The sequence below is a fragment of the Kitasatospora viridis genome (assembly GCF_007829815.1).
GTDB classification, from domain to species: domain Bacteria; phylum Actinomycetota; class Actinomycetes; order Streptomycetales; family Streptomycetaceae; genus Kitasatospora; species Kitasatospora viridis.
On record NZ_VIWT01000001.1, the window covers coordinates 4,245,001 to 4,266,262 of the forward strand.

14 protein-coding genes and 2 rRNA genes (1 of these 16 cut by a window edge) are annotated in these 21,262 nt (G+C 73.6%); 14 read left to right on the forward strand and 2 right to left on the reverse strand.

What is annotated here, in order from left to right; genetic code table 11:
- The 13 genes from FHX73_RS19120 to FHX73_RS19180 all read left to right on the forward strand — a co-directional run.
- Positions 1 to 1,895, forward strand: a 23S ribosomal RNA gene (locus FHX73_RS19120); it begins 1,225 nt to the left of the window's first position.
- 84 nt (positions 1,896 to 1,979) lie between these two features.
- Positions 1,980 to 2,096 (forward strand): 5S ribosomal RNA (gene rrf / locus FHX73_RS19125).
- Positions 2,097 to 2,258: 162 nt separating this feature from the next.
- On the forward strand, positions 2,259 to 2,963 hold the full coding sequence (locus FHX73_RS19130) for a SigE family RNA polymerase sigma factor (protein WP_342795307.1): 705 nt from the start codon (positions 2,259 to 2,261) through the stop codon (positions 2,961 to 2,963).
- On the forward strand, positions 2,956 to 3,897 hold the full coding sequence (locus FHX73_RS19135; protein WP_145906150.1) for a hypothetical protein: 942 nt from the start codon (positions 2,956 to 2,958) through the stop codon (positions 3,895 to 3,897). The genes FHX73_RS19130 and FHX73_RS19135 overlap by 8 nt, the downstream gene beginning before the upstream one ends.
- 138 nt (positions 3,898 to 4,035) lie before the next feature.
- Complete coding sequence (locus FHX73_RS19140) at positions 4,036 to 7,434, forward strand: FtsX-like permease family protein (RefSeq protein WP_145906151.1); 3,399 nt, start codon at positions 4,036 to 4,038, stop codon at positions 7,432 to 7,434.
- Positions 7,435 to 7,471: 37 nt separating this feature from the next.
- Complete coding sequence (locus tag FHX73_RS19145) at positions 7,472 to 10,225, forward strand: hypothetical protein (RefSeq protein WP_145906152.1); 2,754 nt, start codon at positions 7,472 to 7,474, stop codon at positions 10,223 to 10,225.
- A 62-nt stretch (positions 10,226 to 10,287) separates the two neighbouring features.
- Positions 10,288 to 11,286, forward strand: coding sequence for an ABC transporter ATP-binding protein (locus tag FHX73_RS19150; protein WP_425461400.1), 999 nt, complete (start codon positions 10,288 to 10,290; stop codon positions 11,284 to 11,286).
- A gap of 44 nt (positions 11,287 to 11,330) precedes the next feature.
- Entirely contained in the window at positions 11,331 to 11,996 is a 666-nt protein-coding gene (locus tag FHX73_RS19155; RefSeq protein WP_425461444.1) for an ABC transporter ATP-binding protein, read from the forward strand.
- Positions 11,997 to 12,162: 166 nt separating this feature from the next.
- Positions 12,163 to 12,777, forward strand: a complete 615-nt coding sequence (locus tag FHX73_RS19160) for an LppU/SCO3897 family protein (RefSeq protein ID WP_145906154.1) — start codon at positions 12,163 to 12,165, stop codon at positions 12,775 to 12,777.
- Between the two features lie 230 nt (positions 12,778 to 13,007).
- On the forward strand, positions 13,008 to 15,635 hold the full coding sequence (locus FHX73_RS19165; protein WP_145906155.1) for a sensor histidine kinase: 2,628 nt from the start codon (positions 13,008 to 13,010) through the stop codon (positions 15,633 to 15,635).
- Positions 15,632 to 16,312, forward strand: a complete 681-nt coding sequence (locus FHX73_RS19170) for a response regulator (protein WP_145906156.1) — start codon at positions 15,632 to 15,634, stop codon at positions 16,310 to 16,312. Before FHX73_RS19165 ends, FHX73_RS19170 begins: the two co-directional genes overlap by 4 nt.
- A 54-nt stretch (positions 16,313 to 16,366) precedes the next feature.
- Positions 16,367 to 16,774 (forward strand): OB-fold nucleic acid binding domain-containing protein, encoded by a 408-nt coding sequence (locus FHX73_RS19175; RefSeq protein ID WP_145906157.1) that lies wholly within the window; start codon positions 16,367 to 16,369, stop codon positions 16,772 to 16,774.
- Complete coding sequence (locus FHX73_RS19180; protein ID WP_342795308.1) at positions 16,771 to 17,502, forward strand: DUF3159 domain-containing protein; 732 nt, start codon at positions 16,771 to 16,773, stop codon at positions 17,500 to 17,502. Before FHX73_RS19175 ends, FHX73_RS19180 begins: the two co-directional genes overlap by 4 nt.
- 58 nt (positions 17,503 to 17,560) lie before the next feature.
- On the opposite strand, the gene FHX73_RS19185 is transcribed toward FHX73_RS19180, so the two are convergent.
- Both FHX73_RS19185 and FHX73_RS19190 read right to left on the reverse strand, forming a co-directional pair.
- Positions 17,561 to 18,232, reverse strand: a complete 672-nt coding sequence (locus FHX73_RS19185) for a potassium channel family protein (RefSeq protein WP_145906158.1) — start codon at positions 18,230 to 18,232, stop codon at positions 17,561 to 17,563.
- Positions 18,232 to 18,897 carry a potassium channel family protein gene (locus tag FHX73_RS19190; protein ID WP_145906159.1) on the reverse strand — a complete coding sequence of 222 codons (666 nt, stop codon included), beginning with the start codon at positions 18,895 to 18,897 and terminating at the stop codon, positions 18,232 to 18,234. The genes FHX73_RS19185 and FHX73_RS19190 overlap by 1 nt, the downstream gene beginning before the upstream one ends.
- Before the next feature lie 245 nt (positions 18,898 to 19,142).
- On the opposite strand from FHX73_RS19190, the gene FHX73_RS19195 reads away from it, so the two are divergent.
- Complete coding sequence (locus FHX73_RS19195; protein WP_170304961.1) at positions 19,143 to 21,218, forward strand: APC family permease; 2,076 nt, start codon at positions 19,143 to 19,145, stop codon at positions 21,216 to 21,218.
- Positions 21,219 to 21,262: the final 44 nt, after the last annotated feature.

Sequence of the window (21,262 nt, forward strand, 5' to 3'; positions counted from 1 at the left end):
CGACAATGTAGCGGGGCTCAAGTACACCACCGAAGTCGTGTCATTGCAGCATGAGGGCCAACGCCCGCTGTGATGGGTAGGGGAGCGTCGTGTGCCGGGTGAAGCGGCCGAGGAATCGAGTCGTGGACGGTATACGAGTGAGAATGCAGGCATGAGTAGCGATACAAGAGTGGGAAACTCTTGCGCCGATTGACCAAGGGTTCCTGGGTCAAGCTGATCTGCCCAGGGTAAGTCGGGACCTAAGGCGAGGCCGACAGGCGTAGTCGATGGACAACGGGTTGATATTCCCGTACCCGCTTTGAAGCGCCAACGCTGAACCTCTGAATGCTAAAGCCGTGAAGCCGGCCTGGAGTCTTCGGACGAAGGGACGTGGTGGAGCCGCTGATCCAACAGGGTAGTAGGTGAGCGATGGGGTGACGCAGGAAGGTAGTCCAGCCCGGGCGGTGGTTGTCCCGGGGTAAGGGTGTAGGCCGAGTGGTAGGCAAATCCGCCACTCATTGAGGCTGAGACCTGATGCCGAGCCGATTGTGGTGAAGTGGATGATCCTATGCTGTCGAGAAAAGCCTCTAGCGAGTTTCATGGCGGCCCGTACCCCAAACCGACTCAGGTGGTCAGGTAGAGAATACCGAGGCGTTCGGGTGAACTATGGTTAAGGAACTCGGCAAAATGCCCCCGTAACTTCGGGAGAAGGGGGGCCGGAACTGGTGATGGCACTTGCTGCTTGAGCTGGGGCCGGCCGCAGAGACCAGCGAGAAGCGACTGTTTACTAAAAACACAGGTCCGTGCGAAGCCGTAAGGCGATGTATACGGACTGACGCCTGCCCGGTGCTGGAACGTTAAGGGGACCGGTTAGCTTGGATTCGTCCAGGCGAAGCTGAGAACTTAAGCGCCAGTAAACGGCGGTGGTAACTATAACCATCCTAAGGTAGCGAAATTCCTTGTCGGGTAAGTTCCGACCTGCACGAATGGCGTAACGACTTCTCGACTGTCTCAACCATAGGCCCGGTGAAATTGCATTACGAGTAAAGATGCTCGTTTCGCGCAGCAGGACGGAAAGACCCCGGGACCTTTACTATAGCTTGATATTGGTGTTCGGTTCGGCTTGTGTAGGATAGGTGGGAGACTTTGAAGCAGTGACGCCAGTCATTGTGGAGTCGCCGTTGAAATACCACTCTGGTCGTGCTGGATGTCTAACCTGGGTCCGTGATCCGGATCAGGGACAGTGTCTGGTGGGTAGTTTAACTGGGGCGGTTGCCTCCTAAAGAGTAACGGAGGCGCCCAAAGGTTCCCTCAGCCTGGTTGGCAATCAGGTGTTGAGTGTAAGTGCACAAGGGAGCTTGACTGTGAGACCGACGGGTCGAGCAGGTGCGAAAGCAGGGACTAGTGATCCGGCGGTGGCTTGTGGAAGCGCCGTCGCTCAACGGATAAAAGGTACCCCGGGGATAACAGGCTGATCTTCCCCAAGAGTCCATATCGACGGGATGGTTTGGCACCTCGATGTCGGCTCGTCGCATCCTGGGGCTGGAGTAGGTCCCAAGGGTTGGGCTGTTCGCCCATTAAAGCGGTACGCGAGCTGGGTTTAGAACGTCGTGAGACAGTTCGGTCCCTATCCGCTGTGCGCGTAGGAGTGTTGAGAAGGGCTGTCCCTAGTACGAGAGGACCGGGACGGACGAACCTCTGGTGTGCCAGTTGTCCTGCCAAGGGCATGGCTGGTTGGCTACGTTCGGGAGGGATAACCGCTGAAAGCATCTAAGCGGGAAGCCTGCTTCGAGATGAGCACTCCCACCTCCTTGAGAGGGTAAGGCTCCCAGTAGACGACTGGGTTGATAGGCCGGATGTGGAAGCCCTGTAAGGGGTGGAGCTGACCGGTACTAATAGGCCGAGGGCTTGTCCTCAGTTGCTCGCGTCCACTGTGTTGTTCTGAAACAACGACCCCCACCGTTAGTGTTGGGTGGGTGCGGTTGACAGTTTCATAGTGTTTCGGTGGTCATAGCGTGAGGGAAACGCCCGGTTACATTCCGAACCCGGAAGCTAAGCCTTACAGCGCCGATGGTACTGCAGGGGGGACCCTGTGGGAGAGTAGGACGCCGCCGAACAATCTTTCAGAAGAAGCCCCCATCACTTGGTGATGGGGGCTTCTTCGCGTTTCCGGTTCGCATTTCCGGACGGCCCGATCTTTGGTCTAGACCTTGCGGAACTCGTCGGCGTTCGCCAGACTCCCCGGAAGACTGGGGGAGCCGACGGGGAGGGAGCGGCCTGTGGCGAGACGGCCTCTGGCGGAGCAGCCTCGGGAGGGCCCGCCGGACGGGATCGCGGCAGGCAGCGGGGAGTTCCGAACTTTCTACGAGGCCGCGCACGGCCAACTGGTCGCGCACCTCTACGCTCTGACCGGCGATCTCGGCGAGGCCCAGGACGCGGCGCAGGAGGCGTTCATCCGGGCCTGGAACCACTGGCCGCGGCTGAGCAGCCATGAGAACCCGGTGGCCTGGGTCCGGCTGACCGGCCAGCGGATCGCGATCAGCCGGTGGCGGCGCGCCCGCACGGCCCTGCGCAGTTGGGTGCGGCACGGCCCGGTGAACCCGCAGCCCGGCCCGGGCCCCGAGTCGGTGGCACTGGTGGCCGCCCTGCGCGAACTGCCCGAGGCGCAGCGACGCGCCGTGGTGCTGCACCACATGGGCGGCCTGACGGTGGCGGAGATCGCCGCGGAGGAGGGCGTCGCGCTGGGCACCATCAAGGCCCGGCTGCACCGTGGCCGGGCCGCCCTGGCCGGCCTGCTCGGCGACCCCGCGGCCCCGGTCGACCCGGCACCGCCCGCGCCGACTGCCCCGCCCACTCCGCCCGCGCCGCCCGCGCCGCCCGCGATCCCGGCCCCGCCCGCGAAGCCGTCCGCGCCGTCCGTGCCCGAGCAGCGGCGGGACCAAGATCAGCCCCCCACCGAGACGAAGGCGAAGAGCCGTGTCTGAGCACCGTGGTGAATCCCCTGAGCACCCGTCACCGCTGCCCGCCGAGCCGCCGGTTCGGCGCACGCCGACCGCGGCCCTGCTGGACGAGGGCCTCGACCGGCTGCGGGTCGAGCTGCTGGGCGGGCCTGTCACCCCGGGCGTGGAGACCGTGCTGCGGCTGGCGGGCCGTCGCCGTCGTCGCCGCCGGGTGCTCTCCTCGGCCGCGGTGGGGGCGACCGTGCTGGTCGGCACCCTGACGGTGAACCAGTTGCCCCGGCTGTTGCCCGGCAGCACCTTGTCCCACCCGTCCCGGGTGGTCGCCAGCGCGGTGGAGGGCACGCCGTCGCCGCTGCCCAGCGGCCCGGCGCAAGTGGCCTGGACGTCCGCGCAGTTGCCGCTGGCGGCGAACGAGATGCCGTCGATCTGGGCGGCCTACGGCCCGTGGTCGGCGGTCGCGTCGGTGGACGGCGCGCCGGCGGTGGCCGCGTTCGCCACCGACCACCCCGGCTGCCTGGCCGGCCCCGTCGAGGCGCTGGGTGCCTGGGAGGCGAAGGGCGCCGACTACCAGCCCGCCGTACCGGCCGAGTTCGGCGACCAGGCCGGCCAGGTGCGGGCCTACCAGTACGTGCTGGGTTTCATGGACAGCGCGGCAGCCGACCAGGCGGGCCGGGTGCTGTCCGGCGCGTACGGCTGCAAGGGCGGCCACGGCGGGCTGACCAAGGCGGCCGGCGACTCCCGTTCGACGGTGCTGCACGAGGTCTACTCCGACGCTGCGGGCCACCCGCTCAGCTACGTCGAGGAGTTCAGCGTGGCGGTGAGCGGCGTGCGGGTCGGGGTGATCGGGGTGCGGCGGGTCTACCGGCCGGGTGAGCTCGGCTTCGGCACCCCGCTCGGGGTGGACCAGCAGTTCAGTGCGGCGGCCGACATGCTGCGCTACCGGCTGGCGACCGGATAGCGGTGCGCCGGGGCCGCCCAGCGGTCGATCGGAAACTTTCCCAACTGTTCTGCAACCCGAACCGCCTGGGACACGTGAGGTGTGCGAAGCGCCCTCCGCCGGGGAGGGCCGCGGTGGGAAGGGCGGCGAGGGCGGCCGATGCGCACCAGCTCCCCAGGTAACGAGCGTGCCCCCAGGCTGCCGCGCGGTGCGCGGCTGTTCGGGCGGCACGGTGTGGCGCTGGCCGCCGCCACGGGCGCACTGGTCGCGGCCGTGGCCGTGCTCACCGCGCTCGGCGGCCTGACCGAGCTCGCCGCCACCGACGGCATCCGGCACCGGCTGGCCGCCGACCAGGCGCTCGGCGTCGAGGTGGACGCCCAGCAAGGCGCCGGCGACACGGCCGCCGACCCGCTGGTGCGAGCCGCGCTGGACCGGGCGCTCGCCGGGGTGCCGCACCGCACCGAGACCGCGTTGCGGGCGGCCGGCTCGCTGGCCGCGCCGCTGCCGGGGCAGCCGACCGGCAGCGGGGACACCGGCACCGCCGGCGTCCCCGCCAGCGCGCCGCTCTTCCCGCTCGCCGTGCCCGACCCGGGCCGCTACGCCCGGCTGCTGGACGGCAGTTGGCCGGATGCGGCACCGGGAGGCGGGCCGCCGGCCGTCGCGCTGCCCGAGCGGGCGGCCACCCTGCTGCACGCCCGGGTCGGCACCGTGCTCGACGTGCCGGCCCCGCTCGGCCCCGGCCGGCTGGACCTCACCGTGACCGGGATCTTCCGACCGGACGCGGCTGCCGCCGCCTACTGGCACGGTATCGGCGCGCCCGGCCGGACCGTCGACGACCTGCTGCTGATGGACCGTCGGCAGCTGCTCGCGGACCGCGGCCTCGCCGGCAACGCGCGCGCCGCCTGGCTGGCGCTGCCCGACGTGTCCGGCCTGACCCTGGATCAGCTGACGGCGCTGCGGACCCGCACCACGGCCTTCGCCGGCGGCGACCCCGCGCGCTCGGTCTACCGGGGCGCGCCCCCCGCGCTCACCGACACCGCCGTGCACACCGGCCTGCCCGACCTGCTCGACTCGCTGGCCCGGCCCGCCCTGGCGGCCCGCGCCGGGCTGGCGGTGCCGACCGCGCTGCTCGCCGTGCTGGCCGCCGTGGTGCTGGTGCTGACGGCCCGTCGGATGGCGGTGCAGCGCCGCGCCGAGCACCTGCTGCGGCTCTCCCGGGGCGTCGGCGGGGCCCGCCTGCTCGCCCAGAGCGCCGGCGAGTGGGCGGTCACCGCGCTGCCCGCCGCCCTGCTCGGCGTGCTCGCGGCCGGCCCGCTGCTGCGCGGCGCGCTCCGGCTGGCCGGCCGGCCGACGGCGGCGCTGCCCGGCGGTTGGCGGACGGCGCTGCTGCCCGTCGCGTTCGCCCTGCTCGTGCACGGCGCGGCCGCGCTGCTCCCGGTGGCCCGGCTGGCCCTCGACCCGGACCCGAACGGCGCCCGGGCGCGCAACCCGCGCCGGCTGGCGGCGCAGCGGGCCGGCCTGGACCTGGCGCTGCTCGCCCTCGCCGTGCTCGGCTACCTGCAACTGCGCCACTACGGCAGCCTGGTGCCGGACGACACGGCCGGCTCCTTCGCCGACCCGGTGGACCCGGTGCTGGTGCTGGTGCCGGTCGTGATGGCGCTGGCCGGCGCCGTGCTGCTGCTGCGGCTGCTGCCCGCGCTGGCCCGGTTGCTGGAGCGCGGCGCCCGGCGCGGCACCGGGCTGGTGCTGCCGATGAGCGGCTGGCGGGTCGGCCGCGACCCGGCCGGGCAGCTGGTGCCGGTGCTGGTCACCCTGCTGGCGCTGGCCACCGCCTCGTTGGCGGCGGGCACCCTCGCCGCGCTGCCGGTCAGCGACCGGGACCGGGCGGTCTTCGCCGTCGGCGGCGACCTGCGGGTGGACGGGACCGACCCGGAGCGCCCGGCCGAGCGGCAGGGCGGTCCCCTTGCCGCGCTGCCGGGCGTGACGGCGGTGAGCGGGGTGGCCGAGCAGTCGGCGTACGTCGGCAGCACCGTGGTCCGCACCGTCGCCTTCGCCGCGGCCGCCGACCCCGGCCGACTGCCGGCCGTCCGGCCCGACCTGGCCCGAGGCGCGGCCGCCGACCTGCTGCGCTCGCTCGGGGCGGGCCTGCCCGAGCAGGGCCTGGCGCTGCCCGGCCGGCCGGACGCGCTGGAGGTCACCGCGCGGCTGGGCGCCGAGCACCCGCTGCTCGCCCCGGTGGAACTGAGCCTCTCCGTCCGGACGGCGGACGGCCTGACCGATGTCCTGACGGCGCCCCTGCAACCCGATGGAGCCTCCCACATGCTTCGCCTCACGCTCGCGGGCCTGCCGCCCACCGCCTATCCGCTGCGGCTCGCCCGGCTCGGGCTGCGCTTCGAACCGCCGAAGCCGACCGATCCGGTCCTGCCGCGGCAGACCCTGGACCTGCGGGTGACGGGGCTGTCCGCGGTCGGCGGCGGCGCTGGCCCGGCCGCCGTCACCCTGCCGACCGGGGTGCGGTGGTGGAACTCGGCGGTGGCGGCCGCCGATCCGGTCACCCTGGGGTGCCCGGGGGCGGGCGACCTGCCCGGCAACGACCAGTGGCTGCCCGCGGAGCTCCAGGCGCCCGGCGCCTGCACGGTGGACGGCGGTGGCGACGCGCTGCTGCACGCGGTGGTGCGGACCCAGGCGGACGTCGGTCCGCTGGGCGAGCGGTCGGTGCTCTTCCAGGCCTCGCCCGCCGCCCAGCCCGCCGCCTCGTCCGGCGCGCCGCTGCCCGCGCTGGCGGACGCCGCGCTGCTGACCGGGCTGCACGCCAAGGTGGGCGACACCCTGCGGCTGCTCTGGGACCGCAGCGGGCCGGACGCCACCGCCACCCGGGTGCGGATCGTCGGACGGCTGGACGCGCTGCCCGGGTACGACCGCGGCGCCGGCCACCTGGTGCTGGACCTGCGGCAGTTGGCGGTGGACCGGGCGGTCTCCGGCGGGCCCGAGGTGTCGCCTGCCGGGTGGTGGCTGGCCTCGGCGGACCCGGACGCGACGGCCGCCGCCCTGGCGGCGCACCCCGAGCTGGGCACCGGCCGCAGCGCCCGCGAGCTGGCCCGCCAGTACGCGGCCGACCCGTTCCGGGCCGGGCAGCGCACCGCCTGGCTGCTCGCCCTGGTGGTGGCGCCGCTCTTCGCGCTGACCGCCGTCACCCTGCACGCCGTCGCCGAAGCACGGTCCCGGCAGCGGGAGTTCGCGGTGCTGCGGGCGCTCGGGGCGCGGCGGCGGCAACTGGCCGCGCTGCTGCGGGTGGAGCAGGTGGCGCTGGCCGCCGTACCGGCGGTGCTGGGCGGGGCGCTGGGGGTGCTGCTGGCCGGGCTGCTGCTGCCGCTGCTGGTGGTGGACGACAACTCCTGGCCGGTCTTCCCCGCACTGCGCACCGCCCCGGGCCGGCCGGCCGCCGTGCTGGTGGCGCTGGCGGCCGGAGCGGTGCTCTGCGTCGCGGTCGTGGTGCTGGCGCGGCTGCTGGCCCGGGTGGACCTGGCCCGGGCGCTGCGGGCGGGGGAGCAGGGGTGACGGTGCGTCACGGCGGAGCGGCTCGGGGAGGGCGGCGATGATCCAGTGGTGGCTGGTCCGGCGGGAGGCCGGGGCCGCCTGGCCCGTCGTCGGCGTCCTGGCCGGGCTGATCGCGGTGCTGACGGCGGTGGTGCTCGGCTGGCCGGCGCGGTTCGACCGGCTGACCGACCGGGCGCTGGCCGCCGAGGTCGGGCAGGCGCAGAGCCTGGCCACCCTGGTGGGCGCGCACGGGGAGACGGAGCCGGCGCTGTCGGCCTGGCGGAGCGACCCGGGGACCCCGGCCTCCCAGGACGACGACCTGGACCGGGTCGGCCGGGCGATGGAGCAGCATGCGGGCCCGTGGCTGGGCGAGCGGCGCGGCCAGGCCGAGACCGGCGCGGCCGCCGTTCAGGGCCTGGGCATGCCGTACGGGCACGCCCCGATAGTGCGGCTGGCCTACCGTCAGCAGGCCGACCTGCCGTACGTCCAGGGCCGGGCGCCGGGCGCGGGCGCGGACGGGCAGGTCGAGGTGGCCGTCTCGGAGGCGACCCGGGACGGGCTCGGGCTGACCCTGGGTCAGCACGTCCAACTGGCGAGCAGCGACGGCTGGTCCGCCCGCGTCGTGCTGGTCGGCGTCTTCCGCACCGACCCGGCGGACGCCCGGACCTGGCGTCAACTACCCTTGGCCGTAGCACCGTTGACAGTGAACGCCGAGGTCGGCAAGGAGCTCGACGGCGAACTGCTGACCAGCCGGGACGGCCTCGCCCAGGTGCGCTCCGGCGACCGGACGCCGCTCACGCTCGGCTGGGACTGGACGGTCACCCCCGGGCCCGGCGACGGCACCGTCGACGGGCTGCGCGGCCGGCTCGCCCAACTCGCCCAGTTCGACCCGACCGCGCTGTGCGACGCCGCCCCCGGCGTCGGCTGCGAACTGACCGGCCAGCGGCTCACCACGCTGACCGTCCAGGACGGCCTCACCCCCGTGCTCACGGACTTCGCCGACCGGCGGGCCCGCACCGTGCAGGTGCAGCAGTTCGCGCTGGCCGGCCTGCTCACCGTGGGCGTGGCCACCGGCTTCGCGGCCGCCCGGCTCGGCGGCCACCGCCGGCGCGGCGCCTTCGAACTGCAGCGGCTGCGCGGCGCCGGCCGCGGCCAACTGGCCGGGCGGCTCCTGCTGGAGACCGCGCCCGCGGTGCCGGTCGGGCTGGGCGCCGGCCGGCTGCTGGCCGCGCTGCTCGGGCCGCCCGGGACCACGCTCGGCGCCTGGCTGCCCGCGCTGCTCGCCGCCGTGCTGCTGCTCTGCGCCCCGGCGGCCGTGCTGCTGCTCGCCCCGCCGGCCGCAGCGCGCCGGCCGCAGGCCCGCAGGCTGGTACTGGAGGGCTCGGTGCTGCTGCTCACGGCGGCCGCGCTCGCCGGGGTGCGGCTGCGCGGCGACTCGGCGAGCCCGGACCCGCAGCTCGCGCTCACTCCCTCACTGCTCGCCCTGGTGCTGGTGCTCGCCCTGCTCCGGCTGGTGCCACCGCTGGTCCGACTGGCGGCCCGGACGGCCGCCCGCGGCCGCGGCGCGGTGCCGCTGCTCGGCCTGGCCCGGGCGACCGAACTCGGCGCGGCCGCCGTGCCGGTCCTGCTGGTGCTGATCCTGGCGATGGGCGGCGGGGTGTTCGGCGGCCTGGTCTCCGGCACCGTCTCCGCCGGCCGCCAGCAGGTCGCCGACTGGCGCACCGGCGGTGCCCCCGCCGCCTTCGTCGGCCCCGTGGACCGGCTGCCCGACCCGGCGGCCGCGGGCCGGGCGGCCGGGGCGCGCGGGACCGCGGCGGTGCTCGCGGCGAGCGGCGACCTGACGGCCCAACAGGACGGCACGGTCTTCCCGCGCGCCACCCTGGTGGGCGTCGACCCGGCCGCCCTGCGCGCCGTCGACCCCGGCTCGGCGCTGGCCACCGCGCTGCTCGGCGCCGGACTGGACCGGGCGCCGGTCGGCGGCGCCCCCGGGCAGGAGCCGGTGCTGCCCGCGCTGGGCGACGCGGCACTGGCGGCCGCCTACCCGGACGGCACCTTCGAGGTGGCCGCCGCCGGGCGGGCCGGGTTCCTGGTCCAGCTGGTCGGCACGCTGCCGACCGGCGCGGCCGGCGACCCGGCACTCGGGCCCGTCCTCGGCGACCAGCCGCGCGACACCGCGCTGCTGGTGTTCGCCGGCCCGGCGGTGCCGCTGCTGCCGCACCAGAGCGGCCACGACTCCGCGCTGCTGGTCGGCGGCGCGCCCGACCGCGGCACCCTGGCGCTGCTCGCCGCCGGCCGCTACGGCTCGCCCGGCGGGCTCGGCCAGACCGTCCGACTGCGCTGGCGCGACCAGGAGCTGACGCAGCTGCGGGCCGACGGCCTGGCCCGCTCCACCGACCAGGCCTTCCTCGGCGCGACGGCGCTCGGCCTGCTGCTGGCCCTCGGCACCGTGCTGCTCGACCTGCTGCTCAGCGCCGGCGAGCGCGGCCGCACGCTCTCCCGGCTGCGCACCCTCGGCCTCGGCGGGCGCGGCGCCACCGGGCTCGGACTGCTCCAGGCGCTGCCGCTGCTGCTGGCCGCCGTGACCGGCGGGGCCGCCCTCGGGCTGCTGCTGCCGACCGCGCTGGGCGGGGCGCTGCCGCTGCGCGCGATCACCGGCGGGCCGGCCGATCCCGCCGTCCGGCCCGACTGGACGCTCACCGCCGGGCTCGGCGCCGCACTGCTGCTCCTGGTGCTCGGCGCGGTCGCCCTGGAGGCGGCGCTGAGCCGCGGACAGCGGGTGCGCGCCGCGCTGCGGCTGGGGGAGGAGCTGTGACGGCCGGGGGACCTGTGACACCTGGTGGGCCCGACCGGGCCGCACCGCCGACGGGAGGACCTGTGACACCTGCTGAGACCGCACCGCCCGCGCCGCCCGAGCTGGCCGACCTGCGGGCGGCGGCACTGCAAGGGGCCCGGCCACCCGCCCGGGACGGGCTGGTGGTCTGCGAGAACCTGGTCCGGATCTTCCGCACCGGCCCGGCCGGCCGCCCCGGCGGCGTCGAGGTGCAGGCGCTGCAAGGGCTGGACCTGGTGGTGGCCGAGGGCGAACTGCTGGCCGTGGTCGGCTCCTCCGGCTCGGGCAAGTCGACCCTGCTGTCCATCCTGGCCGGCCTGGACCGCCCCAGCGCCGGCACCGCGCGGGTGGCCGGCACCGACCTTGCCGCGCTCGGCCGCCGGGCCAGGACCGAGTACCGGCGCCGCACCGTCGGCGTGGTGCGCCAGCAGACCGGGCGCAACCTGCTGCCCTACCTGACGGCCCGGGAGAACGTCCAACTCCCGCTCGGCTACGCCGGCCTGGCCCGCGCCAAGCGGCCTCCCAGGGCGGCCGAACTGCTCGACCTGCTGGGCATCGGCCGGCTCGCCCACCGCCGTCCGGCCGAGCTCTCCGGCGGCGAGCAGCAGCGGGTGGCGATCGCGGTCGCGCTGGCCAACGAGCCCCGGCTGCTGCTCGCCGACGAACCGACCGGGGAGCTGGACACCGCCACCGCCGCGGAAATCTTCGCCGCACTGCGGGAGGCAAACCGCGAGCTTGGGGTTACCGTACTGGTCGTCACGCACGATGCGCTGGTGTCCGAACAGGTCCGGCGGACCGTGCGGATCCGGGACGGACGGACCTCCACCGAGGTGCTGCGCCGCCGGGCGGACGAGGGGGAGCGGGCGGGCTCGCACGGACTGGTCGGGCAGGAGTACGCGGTGCTCGACCGGGTGGGGCGGCTGCAACTGCCCCGCGAGTTCACCGAGCGGCTGGCCCTGCGGGACCGGGTCCGGCTGCTCCTGGAAGCGGATCACATCGGGGTCTGGCCGGACCAGACCGAGGGGGAGGGGACTGAAGGATGAGCCAGCAGCAGGAGGCGGCGGGCACCGCCGCCACGCTCGCACCGATGATCGAGGTCGAGGAGGTCTGGCGCAGCTTCGGCAGCGGCGCGGGCGCCGTGCACGCCGTGCGCGGCGTCTCGTTCAGCGCCCGCAAGGGCGAACTGACCGCGCTGCGCGGCCGCTCCGGCTCCGGCAAGACCACGCTGCTCAACCTGGTCGGCGGACTGGACGCGCCCAGCAAGGGCAAGATCCTGCTCGACGGCACCGACCTGGCCGCGCTCGACGAGGCCGGCCGGCTTGCCCTGCGCCGGGACCGGATCGGCTTCGTCTTCCAGTCCTTCGGCCTGATCCCGATCCTCAGCGCCGCCGAGAACGTCGGCGTGCCGATGCGGCTGCGCAAGGTGCCCGCCGCCCAGCGCGAGGAGCGGGTGCGCACCCTGCTGGCGCTGGTCGGCCTGGCCGACCACGCCGAGCAGCGGCCCACCGAGATGTCGGGCGGCCAGCAGCAGCGGGTGGCGATCGCCCGGGCGCTGGCCAACGAGCCGGCGCTGATCATCGCCGACGAGCCGACCGGCCAGCTGGACTCGGAGACCGGCCGCGCGGTGATGCAGCTGCTGCGCGCGGTGGTGCGCAGCGAGGGCGTCACCGTGCTGGTGGCCACCCACGACCCGCAGTTGATGGAACTCGCCGACCGGGTGGTGGAGCTGAGGGACGGTCGGATCCTGGAGTGACACTGGGGGCTGGAGTGACGGTTGGTCACGGTTCGGCGTCGCTTCGGTAAAGCGGGCCGCTGGGCGCCGAACCGGCTTTCGGGCGGCGGGCCGCCACCGATAGGGTCGCGGCTCGGCCGCGTGTTCCCGGCCGATCGTTGACGCAACCTCAAACCGGGGGATCCGCTTGTCCACTCCGCCGCCTCCCCAGGGGCAGTACCCGCCGCCGCAGGGCGGGGGATACGGCCCGCCCGGCGCCTACGGCGCGCCGCAGGGCTACGCGCAGCCGCAGCAGGGGTACGCCCCGCCCCAGCAGGGGTACGCGCCGCCGCAGCAGGGCTACCCGCAGCCGCAGTACGGCCAGCCCGCGCCGCAGTACCCGCAGCAGCCCGGCTTCGGCTACAACCAGCCGCCGGTCAAGCGCCGCAGCGGGGGGAAGGTGGTGCTCAGCATCTTCATCCTCATCGTGGTCGCGGTGGTCGGTGTCCTGTACTACATCGGCGACAAGAACAACCCGACCTACGCCGCGGTCGGCGACTGCGTGCACAACAAGAACGGCAACCCGGCGCCGGGCGCCACCACCGAGCACCCGGACCTGGTCACCATCGCCTGCACCGACCCGAACGCCGACGCCAAGGTGGTCGGCAAGGTGTCGGGCACGCTGCTCCCCGAGATGAGCTGCAAGAAGTTCCCGACCGCCGACGGCTGGTACACCCAGCGCGAGGGGTCCGACGACTTCACGCTCTGCCTGCAGTTCCTGAAGCAGACCGACCAGCCCTCGGACCAGTCCTCCGGGTCCTGACCGGCGCGGCGCCGACAGCCGCTCCAGCCCCCTGCCGGGCCGCCCACGGGCGGCCCGGCAGCGCCGTTCCGGGCCCGCCGCACAGGCCGCAGCGACACGTCAAGATGCCGCTAAATCTGCCCTCCCACCAGCCCAATCGAAGGCAGAACGGCCCTCACCCCGTAGTCTCGTGAGCACGAACAGGTGTCCGGGGCTGGTCCCCGGGGCGGGCTCGACCAAGAATGGGACGCATGGCGCGCGGAAGGCTGCGGATCTACCTCGGGGCGGCCCCCGGGGTGGGGAAGACGTACGCGATGCTGTGCGAGGGCCACCGGCGCCTGAACCGCGGCACCGACGTGGTGGTCGGCTTCGTCGAGACCCACGGGCGGCAGAACACCGCCGAACTGCTGCACGGCCTGGAGGCCGTACCGCGCCGGGCGATGGAGCACCGCGGCGCCGAGTTCACCGAGCTGGACCTGGACGCGCTGCTGGCCCGCCGCCCGCAGGTCGCGCTGGTCGACGAGCTGGCCCACACCAACGTGCCGGGCAGCCGCAACGCCAAGCGCTGGCAGGACGTCGAGGAACTGCTGGCCGCCGGCATCGACGTCATCTCCACCGTCAACGTCCAGCACCTGGAGTCGCTGGGCGACGTGGTCGAGGGCATCACCGGGGTCCGCCAGCGCGAGACCGTGCCGGACGAGGTGGTCCGCCGCGCCGACCAGCTCGAACTCGTCGACATGTCGCCCCAGGCACTGCGCCGCCGGCTGGCGCACGGCAACGTGTACGCGCCGGAGAAGATCGACGCGGCCCTGTCCAACTACTTCCGCCCCGGCAACCTGACCGCGCTGCGCGAGTTGGCGCTGCTCTGGACCGCCGACCGGGTCGACGAGTACCTCCAGCGCTACCGCGCCGAACAGGGCATCGACAGCACCTGGCAGGCCCGAGAGCGGATCGTGGTCGGCCTGACCGGCGGCCCCGAGGGCGCCACGCTGATCCGCCGGGCCGCCCGGATCGCCGCCAAGGGCTCCGGCAGCGAACTGCTCGCCGTGCACATCTCCCGCTCCGACGGGCTGGTCCCCGGCAGCGGCTCCCCGCAGGCGCTGATCGAGCAGCGGGTCCTGGTCGAGAGCCTGGGCGGCAGCTTCCACACCGTGCTCGGCGACGACCCGGCACCCGCCCTGCTGGAGTTCGCCCGCGGCGTCAACGCCACCCAGATCGTGCTCGGCTCCAGCCGGCGCAAGCCCTGGCAGTACGTCTACGGCCCCGGCGTGGGCTCCACGGTGGCCCGCGACTCCGGCGACATCGACGTGCACATCGTCACCCACGAGCACGCGGCCAACGGCCGCGGCCGGCTGCCGATCCGCCGGGTCACCGACCTCGGCCGCCCGCGCACGGTGGCCGGCTGGCTGATCGGCGTCGCCGGGCCGCCGCTGCTGGCACTGCTGCTCTCCCAGGTGAACGACACCGCGCTGCCCACCGACATGCTGCTGTTCTTCTCGGTGACGATCTGCGCGGCGCTGGTCGGCGGGCTCTTCCCGGCGATCGCCTCGGCGCTGGTCGGCTCGACCGCGCTGAACTACTACTTCACCCCGCCGATCCACCGGCTGACCATCTCCGACCCGCAGAACATCCTGGCGGTGGGCATCTTCACCGCGGTCGGGATAGCCGTCGCCACCGTGGTGGACGTGGCCGCCCGGCGCACCCACGAGGCGGCCCGCTCCCAGGCCGAGGCCCAGACCCTGAGCACGCTGGCCGGCACCGTGCTGCGCGGCGGCTCGCCCAACGGGGACGGCATGCTCAAGGCCCTGCTGGACCAGGTCCGGGAGACCTTCCAGGTCGAGTCGGTCGCCCTGCTGGAGCGCCGGCACGAGTTCGACCCCTGGCACGCGCTCGCGGCGACCGGGCCCAACCCGCCCGAGCACCCGGAGGACGGCCAGGTCGACGTCCCGGCCGGCAAGACGCTGGCCCTGGTGCTCTGCGGCCGGATGCTGCCCGCCTCCGACCGGCGGCTGCTCGGGGCCTTCGCCGCGCAGGCCGCCGTGCTGGCCGAGCGCGAGCAGCTGGCCCGGGAGGCCGCCGCCGCCCGCCGGCAGGCCGAGGGCAACCGGATCCGCACCGCGCTGCTGGCCGCCGTCTCGCACGACCTGCGCACCCCGCTGGCCGGCATCAAGGCCGCCGTCTCCTCGCTGCGGGCCGACGACGTGCAGTGGTCCGAGGCCGACGAGGCCGAGCTGCTGGCCGGCATCGAGGCCGGCGCGGACCGGCTCGACCACCTGATCAACAACCTGCTGGACATGAGCCGGCTGCAGACCGGCACGGTCACCCCGCTGATCCAGGAGGTGGACCTGGACGAGGTGGTGCCGTTCGCGCTCGGCGGGGTGCCGCTGGAGTCGGTCCGGCTGGAGGTGCCGGAGAGCCTGCCGATGGTCTCGGCGGACGCCGGACTGCTGGAGCGGGCGCTGGCCAACCTGATCGAGAACGCCGTGAAGTACAGCCCGCCGGACCTGAGGGTGCTGGTCCGGGCGGACGCCCTGGACCCCGCCACGACCGCCCGGCGCGGCCCGGCCGACGGCCGGGGCCGGGTGGAGCTGCGGGTGGTGGACCGCGGGCCGGGGGTGCCCGAGGAGGCCAAGGAGAAGATCTTCGCCCCGTTCCAGCGCTACGGCGACGCGCCGCGCGGCGCCGGCGTGGGCCTCGGCCTCGCGGTGGCCCGCGGCTTCGTCGAGTCGATGGGCGGCAGCATCACCGCGGAGGACACCCCCGGCGGCGGGCTGACCATGGTCGTCTCGCTGCCCGCCGTGGCCCGGCCGCCCGAACAGCCGGCCGACCCCGAACCCGTGAACCCAACCTCGGCCCCCCGAAAGGCGGAGCTCGCATGACCCGGGTCCTCGTCGTGGACGACGAACCACAGATCGTCCGCGCCCTGGTGATCAACCTCAAGGCTCGGAAGTACGAGGTCGACGCCGCCCATGACGGCGCCGGCGCGCTCGAACTGGCCGCCGCCCGCCACCCCGACGTGGTGGTGCTCGACCTCGGCCTGCCCGACATGGACGGGGTCGAGGTGATCAAGGGCCTGCGCGGCTGGACCCGGGTGCCGATCATCGTGCTCTCCGCCCGGCACGCCTCGGACGAGAAGGTCGAGGCGCTGGACGCCGGCGCCGACGACTACGTGACCAAGCCGTTCGGCATGGACGAGCTGCTGGCCCGGATGAGGGCCGCCGTGCGCCGCGCCGAGCCCGTCGCCGGCGAGGACGACTCGCTGGTCGCCACCGACGCCTTCACGGTCGACCTGGCCGCCAAGAAGGTGAACAAGGACGGCGTGGACATCCGGCTCACCCCCACCGAGTGGCACCTGCTGGAGGTGCTGGTCCGCAACGCCGGCCGGCTGGTCAGCCAGACCCAGCTGCTCCAGGAGGTCTGGGGGCCGGCCTACCGCACCGAGACCAACTACCTGCGGGTCTACCTCGCCCAGCTGCGCCGCAAGCTGGAGGCCGACCCCTCGCACCCGCGCCACTTCATCACCGAGGCGGGCATGGGCTACCGCTTCGAACCGTGACGACGGGCCGTTCGACAGGTCCGTTCGAGGGGGTCGAGCCGGTACCCTTCCGGCATGAGTGGTAACAGCAGCGACCAGCCGCAGGGCCGACTGCGCCGGATGTTCTCCAGGCTCACCGCGAGCCAGGAGGAGCTCCAGGCGGAGGAGCTGCGCCAGGACGCCGCGGAGGCCGGCTGCCAGCCGATCGCCGCGGTCGGCGACCGCGAGCTGGTCACCGTCTCCGGCACCCTGCGCACCGTGACCCTGCGCCCCAGGGCCGGTGTGCCGGCCCTGGAGGCGGAGCTCTTCGACGGCACCGAGGCGCTCGACGTGGTCTGGCTGGGCCGGCGCTCGATCGCCGGGATAGAGCCGGGCCGCCGACTGACCGCCAGCGGCCGGATCAGCAGCGCACGCGGGCGCCGCGTGCTCTTCAACCCTCGCTACGAGCTTCGTCCGGTGGGACAGGGGAGCGACAACCAGTGACCAATCCGCCCGGCGGCGAGCACGCCGCCCCGCACGCACTGATCACTGACGAGCCGGTCGAGACGCCGGAGCAGGCCGCGGCCCGCCAGGCGGCTGCGTCCAAGGAGGCCGCCGACACGGTCATGCAGGCGTTCGGCGGGGTCCGCGGCCTGATCGACACGACCGCGCCCGGCCTGGTCTTCATCGCCACCTTCACGGTGACCCACAAGGTCTCGTTCGCCGCCTGGGCCGCGCTCGGTCTGTGCGTGCTGCTCGTGGTGGTCCGGCTGCTGCGGCGGGAGACCCTCAAGCACGCCTTCTCCGGCGTCTTCGGCGTGGCGATCGGCGCGTTCTTCGCGATGCGCACCGGCAAGGCGCAGAACTTCTACCTGCCGGGGCTGCTCTACAGCGTCGGCTACTGCCTGGCGCTGGCGGTCTCGGCCCTGTCGCGCTGGCCGCTGATCGGCGTGATGCTCGGCCCGATCACCGGCGAGATGTTCACCTGGCGGACCCAGAACCCGGGCCGGCTCAAGGCCTACACCAAGGCCACCTGGGCCTGGGTGCTGATCATGGGCCTCAAGCCGGTGATCCTGTTCCCGCTCTACTTCACCGGCGACGTGAACCTGCTGGGCTGGCTGAAGGTGGCCCTCGCCTACCCGCCGCTGCTGCTGGCGATGTACGTGACCTGGCGGATCCTGCTCACCGCGCCGCCGCCGATCAAGGCCGAGGTCCCGGCCGAGGACGAGTAGCGCGAAGCGGCCCGGCTCCCCCGCGGGGGAGCCGGGCCGCTTTCCGTTTCCGCCCGGCCTACTGCGCGCCGGCGCCCGCCGAGAGCAGGAGCTCCAGCTCCTCCTCGCGCTCCTGCGCGGCGACGAAGAGCAGCTCGTCGCCGCCCTCCAGGGTGTCCTCGCGGGTCGGCACCAGCACCCGGCCGCCGCGGATCACGGTGACCAGCGCGGTGTCCACCGGCCAGGAGACGTCGCCCACCCGGGTGCCGGCCAGCTCGGCGTCCTCGGCCAGGGTCAGTTCGACCAGGTTGGCGTTGCCCTGGCTGAACCGCATCAGGCGCACCAGGTCGCCGACGCTCACCGCCTCCTCGACCAGCGCCGACATCAGGCGCGGGGTGGAGACGGCGACGTCCACGCCCCAGGACTCGTTGAAGAGCCACTCGTTCTTCGGGTTGTTCACCCGGGCGACCACCCGGGGCACCCCGTACTCGGTCTTGGCCAGCAGCGAGACCACCAGGTTGACCTTGTCGTCACCGGTGGCGGCGATCACCACGTGGCAGTGCTGCAGGGCGGCCTCGTCCAGCGAGGTGATCTCGCAGGCGTCGGCGAGCAGCCACTCGGCCGTGGGCACCCGCTCCACCGAGATGGAGTTCGGGTTCTTGTCTATGAGCAGGACCTCGTGGCCGTTCTCCAGCAGCTCGACGGCGATCGAGCGGCCCACCGCGCCGGCTCCGGCAATCGCTACCCGCATCAGTGACCCTCCTTCGGGCCGGCGGCGAACGCGGCCTCGACCGCGGCCAGTTCCGCCTTGCGCACCATCACCTGGACCAGGTCGCCCTCCTGCACCACCATGTGCGCGGTGGGCAGCGTGCCCTCGCCGAGCCGGGTGACGAACGCCACCCGGGCGCCGGCGGCCTCCTCCAGTTCGGAGATCCGGTGGCCGATCCAGGACGGCGCGTAGGCCACCTCGGCCAGCTGCACGGTGCCGCTCGGGTCCTGCCAGAGCGGTTCGGCGCCGCTCGGCAGCAGCCGGCGCAGCATCTGGTCGGCGGTCCAGCGCACGGTGGCCACGGTCGGGATGCCGAGGCGCTGGTAGACCTCGGCCCGTCGCGGGTCGTAGATCCGGGCGGCGACGTGCTCGACGCCGAAGGTCTCCCGGGCGACCCGGGCCGCGATGATGTTGGAGTTGTCGCCGCTGCTGACGGCGGCGAAGGCGCCGGCCTCCTCGATGCCGGCTTCGCGCAGGGTGTCCTGGTCGAATCCGACGCCGGTGACGCGGCGGCCGTTGAAGCCGGCCCCGAGCCGGCGGAAGGCGGTCGGGTCCTGGTCGACCACGGCCACCGAGTGGCCCTGCTTCTCCAGGGCTCTGGCGAGCGCCGAGCCGACGCGTCCGCAACCCATGATCACGATGTGCACGGTGTTCTTACCTCACCCGGCTCGTTGGGGTCTTGACCTGCGCAAACACCGTTCGATCTGTCCTTCCGTGCCCGGCCCCCGGGGGCCAGTGTGATGGGCCGCTCTTCCGATCAGCTTGGCGGCATGGCAACCGAAGTGTTGCCCGCAAGCTCGTCCCTCGACACTATCCGGTCTGTAGAACACGGTCTCGACGAGCCGACAGCATGGCGCGGCCCGGGAGGCAAGAGCCCTTACGATTTCTTGACGTGCCCCAACTGACCGCGCTCCCCAAGCGGATCCTGATCGGCCGCGCACTGCGCAGTGACAAGCTCGGCGAGACCCTGCTGCCCAAGCGGATCGCCCTGCCGGTCTTCGCCTCCGACGCGCTCTCCTCGGTGGCCTACGCGCCCGAGGAGATCCTGCTGACGCTCTCCCTGGCGGGCGCCTCGGCGATCCGCTTCTCCTGGCAGATCGGCGTCGTGGTGGCCGTCGTGATGCTCGCGGTGGTCACCTCCTACCGGCAGAACGTGCACGCCTACCCGAGCGGCGGCGGCGACTACGAGGTCGCCACCGTCAACCACGGGCCGAACTCCGGCCTGGTGGTGGCCAGCGCGCTGATGGTGGACTACGTGCTCACGGTGGCGGTCTCCACCACCTCGGGCGTGGCCAACGTGGTCTCCGCCGTGCCGGTGCTGCGCGGCCACGAGGTGGCGCTCAGCGTCACCCTGGTGCTGCTGCTGATGGGGATGAACCTGCGCGGGGTGCGCGAGTCCGGCACCGCGTTCGCCGTCCCCACCTACGCCTTCATGGCGGGGGTGATCGGCATGGTCGGCTTCGGCCTGTTCCGGCACCTGGTGCTCGGCGACGCGCTGCGCGCCGAGAGCGCCGGCTTCCACCTGGCGCCGACCCCCGGCAACGGCGCGCTGACCGGCTTCGCCCTGGTCTTCCTGCTGCTGCGGGCGTTCTCCTCGGGCTGCGCCGCGCTCACCGGCGTGGAGGCGATCAGCAACGGCGTGCCGGCCTTCCGCGAGCCGAAGAGCCGCAACGCCGCGAGCACCCTGCTGATGATGGCCGGCATCGCGGTCGTCATGTTCATGGGCATCATCTACCTGGCCCATCTGACGGGGACCCAGATGGCCGAGGACCCGGCCCGGCAGCTGCTCGGCGCCCCGGCCGGGTACCACCAGAAGACGGCGCTCGCGCAGATCAGCGCCGCCGTCTTCGCCGGCTTCACGCCGGGCTTCTACTTCATCGCCGCCGTCACCGGTCTGATACTGGTGCTCGCCGCCAACACCGCGTTCAACGGCTTCCCGGTGCTCGGCTCGATCCTCGCCCGGGACCGCTACCTGCCCCGCCAACTGCGCACCCGGGGCGACCGGCTGGCCTTCTCCAACGGGATCGTCCTGCTGGCGGCGGTCGCGGTCGTCTTCGTCACCGCCTTCGGCGCCGACCCGAACCGGCTGATCCAGCTCTACATCGTCGGCGTGTTCGTCTCCTTCAACATGAGCCAGTCCGGCATGATCCGGCACTGGACCAGGCTGCTGCGCACCGAGGCGGACGCCGGACAGCGGCGCCGGATGCGGCGCTCCCGGCTGATCAACGGTTTCGGCCTGGTGATGACGGCCGCGGTGCTGGTCGTGGTGCTGGTGACCAAGATCGGCCACGCCTGGATCGCGATCGCCGCCATGGCGGTGCTGTTCGCGATGATGAAGGCGATCCGGCGGCACTACGACCGGGTGGCCGGGGAGCTGGCCCCGGCGGCCGAGCCGGAGCCGGCGGGCGCCGCGGCGCCGACCCGGATCCACGCCGTCGTGCTGGTCTCCCGGCTGCACAGGCCGGCGCTGCGCGCGCTGGCCTACGCCGAACTGGCCCGCCCGCACGTGCTGGAGGCGGTCACCGCCGGGGTGGACGCGGCCGACACCGCCGCGCTGCGCGAGGAGTGGGAGCGGCGCGGGATCGGGGTGCCGCTGAAGGTGCTGGACTCGCCCTACCGGGAGATCACCGCACCGGTGCTGGAGTACGTGCGCGGGCTGCGCGGCTCCTCCCCGCACACCGTGGTGAGCGTCTACATCCCCGAGTACGTGGTCGGCCGCTGGTACGAGCACCTGCTGCACAATCAGAGCGCGCTGCGGCTCAAGGGGCGGCTGCTCTTCAAGCCCGGAGTGATGGTCACCTCGGTGCCGTGGCAGTCGGAGTCGTCCGCGCGGCGCCGTCCGGCGCGCGGCCGCTCGGCGCCCGGCGACGTGCGGCGCGGCGAACCGCGTCGGCGCACGGTACCGTCGGGGGCTGCGGTCGAAATCCCCGCACCCCCCGTCAGCACCGACAAGGATGCCGTCACGTGAGTCGCAACACCCCCCGCTCCGCCGCCTCGGGCAAGTCCGGCAAG